The sequence below is a fragment of the Terriglobus sp. YAF25 genome (genome assembly GCF_052113305.1).
In the GTDB taxonomy this organism is placed as follows: Bacteria; Acidobacteriota; Terriglobia; order Terriglobales; family Acidobacteriaceae; genus Terriglobus.
Window position 1 is genome coordinate 1 of sequence record NZ_JBFRCY010000353.1, and the last position, 5957, is coordinate 5957.

The 5957-nt window shown below is 59.9% G+C and carries 6 protein-coding genes; 3 read left to right on the forward strand and 3 right to left on the reverse strand.

Translation table 11 applies throughout. From position 1 onward, the window contains the following. Positions 1 to 155 precede the first annotated feature (155 nt). Entirely contained in the window at positions 156 to 914 is a 759-nt protein-coding gene (locus AB4043_RS15300) for an SDR family oxidoreductase (RefSeq protein ID WP_442303462.1), read from the reverse strand. Positions 915 to 1006: 92 nt separating this feature from the next. Here AB4043_RS15300 and AB4043_RS15305 point away from each other — a divergent pair, with 92 nt between their 5' ends. Next, the gene (locus AB4043_RS15305) at positions 1007 to 1432 is read left to right on the forward strand and encodes a winged helix-turn-helix transcriptional regulator (protein WP_442307437.1); all 426 of its coding nucleotides are present in this window, start codon (positions 1007 to 1009) and stop codon (positions 1430 to 1432) included. Positions 1433 to 1560: 128 nt separating this feature from the next. Continuing rightward, a complete protein-coding gene (locus AB4043_RS15310; RefSeq protein ID WP_442307438.1) occupies positions 1561 to 2010 on the forward strand; it encodes a hypothetical protein in 450 nt (149 codons plus the stop codon). Positions 2011 to 2201: 191 nt separating this feature from the next. Here the strand turns inward: AB4043_RS15310 and AB4043_RS15315 are convergent, their stop codons facing one another. Next, positions 2202 to 2489 (reverse strand): DUF2164 domain-containing protein, encoded by a 288-nt coding sequence (locus AB4043_RS15315; protein WP_442303465.1) that lies wholly within the window; start codon positions 2487 to 2489, stop codon positions 2202 to 2204. Positions 2490 to 2651: 162 nt separating this feature from the next. Between AB4043_RS15315 and AB4043_RS15320 the strand changes: the two genes are divergently transcribed. Next, entirely contained in the window at positions 2652 to 3491 is an 840-nt protein-coding gene (locus AB4043_RS15320; protein WP_442303466.1) for an alpha/beta fold hydrolase, read from the forward strand. 88 nt (positions 3492 to 3579) lie between these two features. On the opposite strand, the gene AB4043_RS15325 is transcribed toward AB4043_RS15320, so the two are convergent. Further along, on the reverse strand, positions 3580 to 5934 hold the full coding sequence (locus AB4043_RS15325) for a phosphoketolase family protein (protein WP_442307439.1): 2355 nt from the start codon (positions 5932 to 5934) through the stop codon (positions 3580 to 3582). Between the last annotated feature and the right edge of the window lie 23 nt (positions 5935 to 5957).

The following is a 5957-nucleotide window of genomic DNA, read 5'->3' on the forward strand; positions in this document are numbered from 1 at the left end:
CAGGACGGCCCACATGACCCGCTCGGCCTGGCAACAACCCTTCTATCCGATTCCACTGAGCATCGGTCAGCTCGTAGCGCAATACTCCCATGCAAAAACTGCAACAAAAACTCTCCCGCAGCGGAAGTGAATATGTCGATACGCCCTAGTTTTCCTTAGTGCCCGGCGAGCAGGGTGTTGAACTGCTCGAACCAGGCGTCGAACTTTTCGGCGTTGAAGTCGCCGGCGAAGCGTAGCGGATGGACGTTCTTCACCAGGATCTCCTTTGCCTGCGGCTGGGTTTCCAGAATCTGCATGGTCTCGTCGATGAAGGCATCCAGAGGCATAGCGCGGGGATCGCTCTTCTGATGCGGTCCAAGCAACTCCGTCTGCACATAGGGCGGAGCCAGTTCCAGAACCTCGACGCTGCCGCCCTTCAACTGGTAGCGCAGCGACTGCGACCAGGAGTGGATCGCAGCTTTGGTGGCCGAGTAGGTCGGCGTCAGCGCGAGCGGCGTGAAGGCAAGCCCGGAGCTGACATTCATGATCGTCGCACTCGGCTGCTTCTGCAGTGTGGGCAGAAGTGCGGCGGTCAGCCGAATCGGCGCCAGGAGGTTGGTGTTGATGGTCTCCTCTGCTGCCTTGGGATCGATGACCTGTTCGGTCTTCATAATGCCGGCCATGTTGATGAGCACATTCAGAGCGGGATACTTTGCCGTCAGCTCCGCGGCGAAGGCATTGATGGAAGCCTCGCTCTGCACATCGAGCTGCACCCCAACGGTACCTGGGTTCGCCGCAGCAACCTGGTCCAACACCTCTTTGCGGCGGCCGGCGATGATGACGGTATTGCCGCGCTTGTGAAAGGCTTCGGCGAGACCGCGGCCAAGACCGGAGCCGCCGCCTGTAATCAGAATCGTGTTTCCTGTGACCTTCATGGGTATGCTCCCTCTTGAGTTACTGTAGGAGTGCCACTCTCTTTTGGGAAGTAGGCACTTTTTCGTATGTCAGTTACCGTGAGGTAAGTAATATGGCTCCCGCAAAATCCTCAAAGAAGAAACCGAAAGCCGCCCTGGYCTTCCAGTCGCCGKACGGAAAGTCTTCCCCACACCCTGACCTGGATGCATTGGTGCAACAGACCATCGCCCGTGTCGCCGACAAGTGGACGCTGCTGACTCTCGAAGTCCTGGATCAGCATGGTACGCTGCGCTTCACTCAACTGGCAGAGCTGGTCAATGGCGTAAGCCAGAAGATGCTGACGCAAACGCTGCGGCAGATGGAGGCCGACGGATTTGTCACACGAACGGTGCATCCGGTCATTCCACCAAAGGTGGAGTACACGCTGACGGTGCTGGGCCGCAGCCTAGGAGAGGCCTTTTGCAGCGTGTGGACGTGGGCGGAAAAGAACTACAAGGCCATCGAGAAAGCGCGCACGACGTACCGCGAGCGCTCCTGAATTTCCCGATAAGGAACACGAACTTCACTTTGTCGTCTGGAAAACGGATAGCCGGAAGTTAACCGGGATAACAATGGCAGTCGAGACAAAGGTGCTGCCATGAAGCTCTGGTTCGTAAAGTTCGCTGCTTGTATCACGTTGTCGGTTCCAATGGCCGGTACCGCCCAGGCCGCCGACCAGATGCTGCGAGTGCAGACGACACCACCCGCATCGCCTACCGTCCTAATCCGGAGTACACCCCAAAGAGCTTCGAAGAGCGTGTCATGCACGCGATGCATGGCACGGTGCTGGTGGACGAACGTGAGTTCCGCCTGCACCAGCTCGATGGCCGCCTGGAGAAAGACGTGAGCTTCGGCATGGGTCTGCTGGCCACGCTTCGCAGCGGCAGCAGCTTCAGCACCATACGGGAGGAGGTAGCTCCATCCATCTGGAAGGTTGCGAAGATGCAGACCCGCTTTGATGGACGGGCGATCTTCTTCAAAACCATCAATCGCCAGCAGCAGTCAGAGCACTCAGAATTCAAAGCCCTGCCGGAAGGAACAACGATCACCCAGGCAGTGGAGTTGTTGTTGCAGTAGTAGAACGGTGGAATCGCTGCATTGCCATACCTGAAGTTTGTTGCAATATCTGCTTGGGGGTAATTGGAGGTTTTTCCGATGCCCCGCTTTTCCCTCAACGTAACGAAGAGCAAAACCGTCAAAGCTGCACTCGAATACCCCATACCACCTCCGCGGGTGATGGGGTATTCGCTTTTAACAGCCCTTACGGCTTAACGGCCCGGGCGACGCTTCTGGGTGCGCGAAGGCCAGTACTGAAAGGCGTCGGCGTGTAGCTCTCCGTCGAGGTCCATCAGCTTGTGCTGCATGCGCTGCTGGGCGTCGGCGACACCGCGGTTGTAGACCAGGGGCCCGATCTCTTCCAGGAAAAAATCCAGTAGTAAACCCGCCGCCAGCGTATTGAGCGGTTCGGCCAGATTCTGCTCGGCGTAGGTCTGCAGGGAGGCGATCGCCTCCTGACGGTCTTGGGCTGAAAGTTCGGTGAGCTTCTCGGTTGGCACTCCTGTCCCTCCCCGTTCCCGCCTGGGAACACTTTAAGATTAAATCCCGCAATGCAACCTTCACCTCCCTGTAACAGTCCTGTAACATGGAGCGTTGGGACTTCCGTGCCGTCTGTGTCAGGGAAAGACCCGCAGTTTGAATGAAGGGACGCACAGAGGGCCGTGTCTGCAGCACTCAATATCCGTGAAGAAGAGGTCGTCGTTGACGGTATCGCGGTGCACTATCGCGTTGCCGGAACGGGGCGTCCGCTGTTGCTGCTGCACGGGTTGCTGGCCGACGGACAGACCTGGCGGCGGAACCTTAAGGATCTGGCGCGCCATTCCACGGTCTACGCCGTAGATCTCTTCAACATGGGGAAGAGCCAGCGGGTCGCAGGCCTGGACGCGAGCCTGGAGGCTACCGCCGACCGGATCGCACGCCTGATGGATGCCCTTGGTCTGGACGAAGCCGATATCGCCGGACACTCGCACGGCGGAGCGCTGGCGATGATGCTGGCCGCGCGACACACGAACCGTGTCGGCAAGCTGGTGCTCTTCGCTCCGGCAAACCCGTTCTGCGGACACGGAGCGCGCAATGCACGCTTCTTCTCCACTCCGGTAGGCGCCTGGTTGGGACGCCGCGTTCCGCAGTGGCCGGGTCTGGTGCACCGTGCCGCCCTGCGCCGCATGTACGGCGAGCCCTCGCGAATCATTGACGGAACGCTGGCCTGCTACACCGAGCACCTCAGCATCCCCGGAACCATGGATCACCTTCTGGCGATCGTGCGCTCCTGGGGCAGCGACATGCGCGGCCTCAAGAAAGTCCTGAACCGGCTGGCCGATGTTCCGGCACTGCTGATCTGGGGCGACCGCGACCGCGCCGTCAGCCTGCCTTCGGCACAGCTGCTGGCAAAGGAGATGCATCACGCCGAGCTGCTGGTGCTGCATGGCGTCGGACATCTTCCGTTTGAGGAACAGCCAGAGGTCTGCAACCGCGCTATCGCGCGGTGGTTGAATAGTTGATTTGTTGAATAGTTGAATGGTGTGGCAAACTTTGCTGCTCGCCCATCTCCGCCACTATTCAACCATTCAACGTTTTTCAACCATTCAACTAACTAGTCCACTTCCAATCCCTCACTTCCGGCATATCTTCGCCGTGTTCCGCGACGTAGAGTTTGTGCTCCTGCATCTTTTCGCTGTGGAGCTGGCGAACGCGGTCGTAGTCTTCGGGTAGTGCATACCTGACGCAGTCGAGCGCAAGTGAGAAGCGATCGATCTGGTTGAGCACCGTCATATCGAACGGTGTCGTCGTGGTGCCTTCCCCGCGGAAGCCGTGGACGTGGAAGCTGGCGTGGTTGCRGCGCTTGTAGGTGAGCTTGTGCACCACGGTTGGGTAGCCGTGGAAGGCCATGACGATCGGGCTTTCCTGATCGAAGATCCTCTCGAAGTTTTCGTCGTCGATGCCGTGAGGATGTTCTCCGGGCGTCTCCAGCGTAAAGAGATCGACGATGTTGACGAATCGGATCTTGAGGGCTGGCGCCCAGTTTCGCAGCACCGTCACAGCGGCCAGCGCCTCCATGGTGGGAACATCGCCGGCGCAGGCGAGGATGACGTCCGGCTTCTCCTCCGGCGCACAGGTGGAAGCCCATGCCCAGATACCGAGACCTTCGGTGCAGTGACGCACTGCCTCATCCATATTGAGATAGGTGTGTGCCGGTTGCTTCCCGGCGATGATGAGGTTGATGTAGTTGCGGGAGCGCAGGCAGTGGTCGCCGACCGAGAGCAGGCAGTTGGCATCGGGCGGAAAGTAGATGCGCGTCACCTCGCTCTGCTTGTTGGCGACGTGGTCGATAAAGCCGGGGTCCTGGTGCGAGAAGCCGTTGTGGTCTTGCCGCCAGACGTGCGAGCTGAGCAGATAGGTCAGCGAAGCGATGGGCTTGCGCCAGGGTAGCTCTTTGCACGCCTTCAGCCACTTGGCATGCTGGTTGAACATCGAGTCGATGATGTGGATGAAAGCCTCGTAGCAGGAGAAGAAGCCGTGACGGCCGGTAAGGAGATAGCCTTCGAGCCAGCCCTGGCAGAGATTCTCTGACAGCACTTCGAGCACGCGGCCATCGGCGGCGAGATTCTCATCGACGGGAAGCAGCTCACCCTCCCACTGTTTCGGCGTGGCCTGGTAGACATCCTGCAAGCGGTTGGAGGCGGTCTCATCGGGGCCGAAGATGCGGAAGTTGCGATTGCCGGCGTTGTAGCGGATGACGTCGCGGAGGTAGTCRCCGAGGATCTTTGTGGCCGAGACCTCATTTGTGGCGCAAGGCACATTGCACTTTACGGCGTAGTCGCGGAAGTCCGGCAGCACCAGCGGCTTCAACAACTCGCCGCCGTTGGCGCTGGGATTGACCGACATGCGCAGGTCTCCCTTGGGAGCAAGGTTGAGCAACTGAGGCACGGGACAGCCGCGATTGTCGAAGAGCTCTTCCGGCTTGTAGCTCCGCAGCCACTCTTCGAGCAGCGTGAGATGCTCGGGGTTGGAGCGCACTTCATCCAGCGGCACCTGATGCGAGCGCCAGGTGCCCTCCACCTGTTTGCCGTCCACCATATGCGGCCCCGTCCAGCCCTTGGGGGTGCGCAGAATGAGCATTGGCCAGGCCGGCCGCTGCGGCGGATACTGGCTCGCGGCATCGGCACGAATCGCGGTGATGTGATCGAAGATGCGATCGAGCGTCTCTGCCATCTTTCGGTGCATCACCTCGGGGTCATCGCCTTCGACCGTGTACGGCGTGTAACCGTAGCCGCGGAAGAGCTGCTCCAGCTCCTCCTGCGGAATGCGCGCCAGCACCGTGGGATTCGCGATCTTGTAGCCGTTCAAGTGAMGGATGGGCAGCACGGTGCCATCGGTCACGGGATTGAGGAACTTGTTCGAGTGCCAGGAGGTTGCCAGCGTACCCGTCTCCGCCTCGCCGTCGCCGACGATGCACGGAACAACGAGATGCGGGTTGTCGAAGGCTGCGCCATAAGCATGCACCAGCGAGTAGCCGAGCTCGCCGCCCTCATTGATAGAGCCGGGGACGTTGGCGGCGCAGTGGCTGGGAATGCCGTAGGGCCACGAGAACTGCTTGAAGAAGAGTTTGAGACCGTCGGCATCCTGCTGAATGTTGGGATAGGTCTCTGAATAGCTGCCTTCGAGGAAGGTGTTGGCAAGGATGCCCGGAGCTCCGTGACCGGGCCCGGTAATCAGCAGCATGCTGAGGCGGCGGGCCTTGATGATGCGATTGAGGTGCACGTAGACGAAGTTGAGGCCCGGCGTGGTGCCGAAGTGGCCGAGCAGGCGCGGCTTGATATCGCCGACCGTCAGCGGACGGCGAAGCAGCGGATTGTTGCGCAGGTAGATCTGTCCGACAGAAAGATAGTTGGCAGCGCGCCAGTATGCATGAATACCGGCGATTTCCTCAACGGTGAGCGGCATCGCGTGTCTCCGTGGTTAAGGGT

Coding starts and splice junctions, on each gene's coding strand:
- AB4043_RS15300 (WP_442303462.1), bottom strand. CDS start 914: ATGAAGGTCACAGGAAACACGATTCTGATTACAGGCGGCGGCTCCGGT.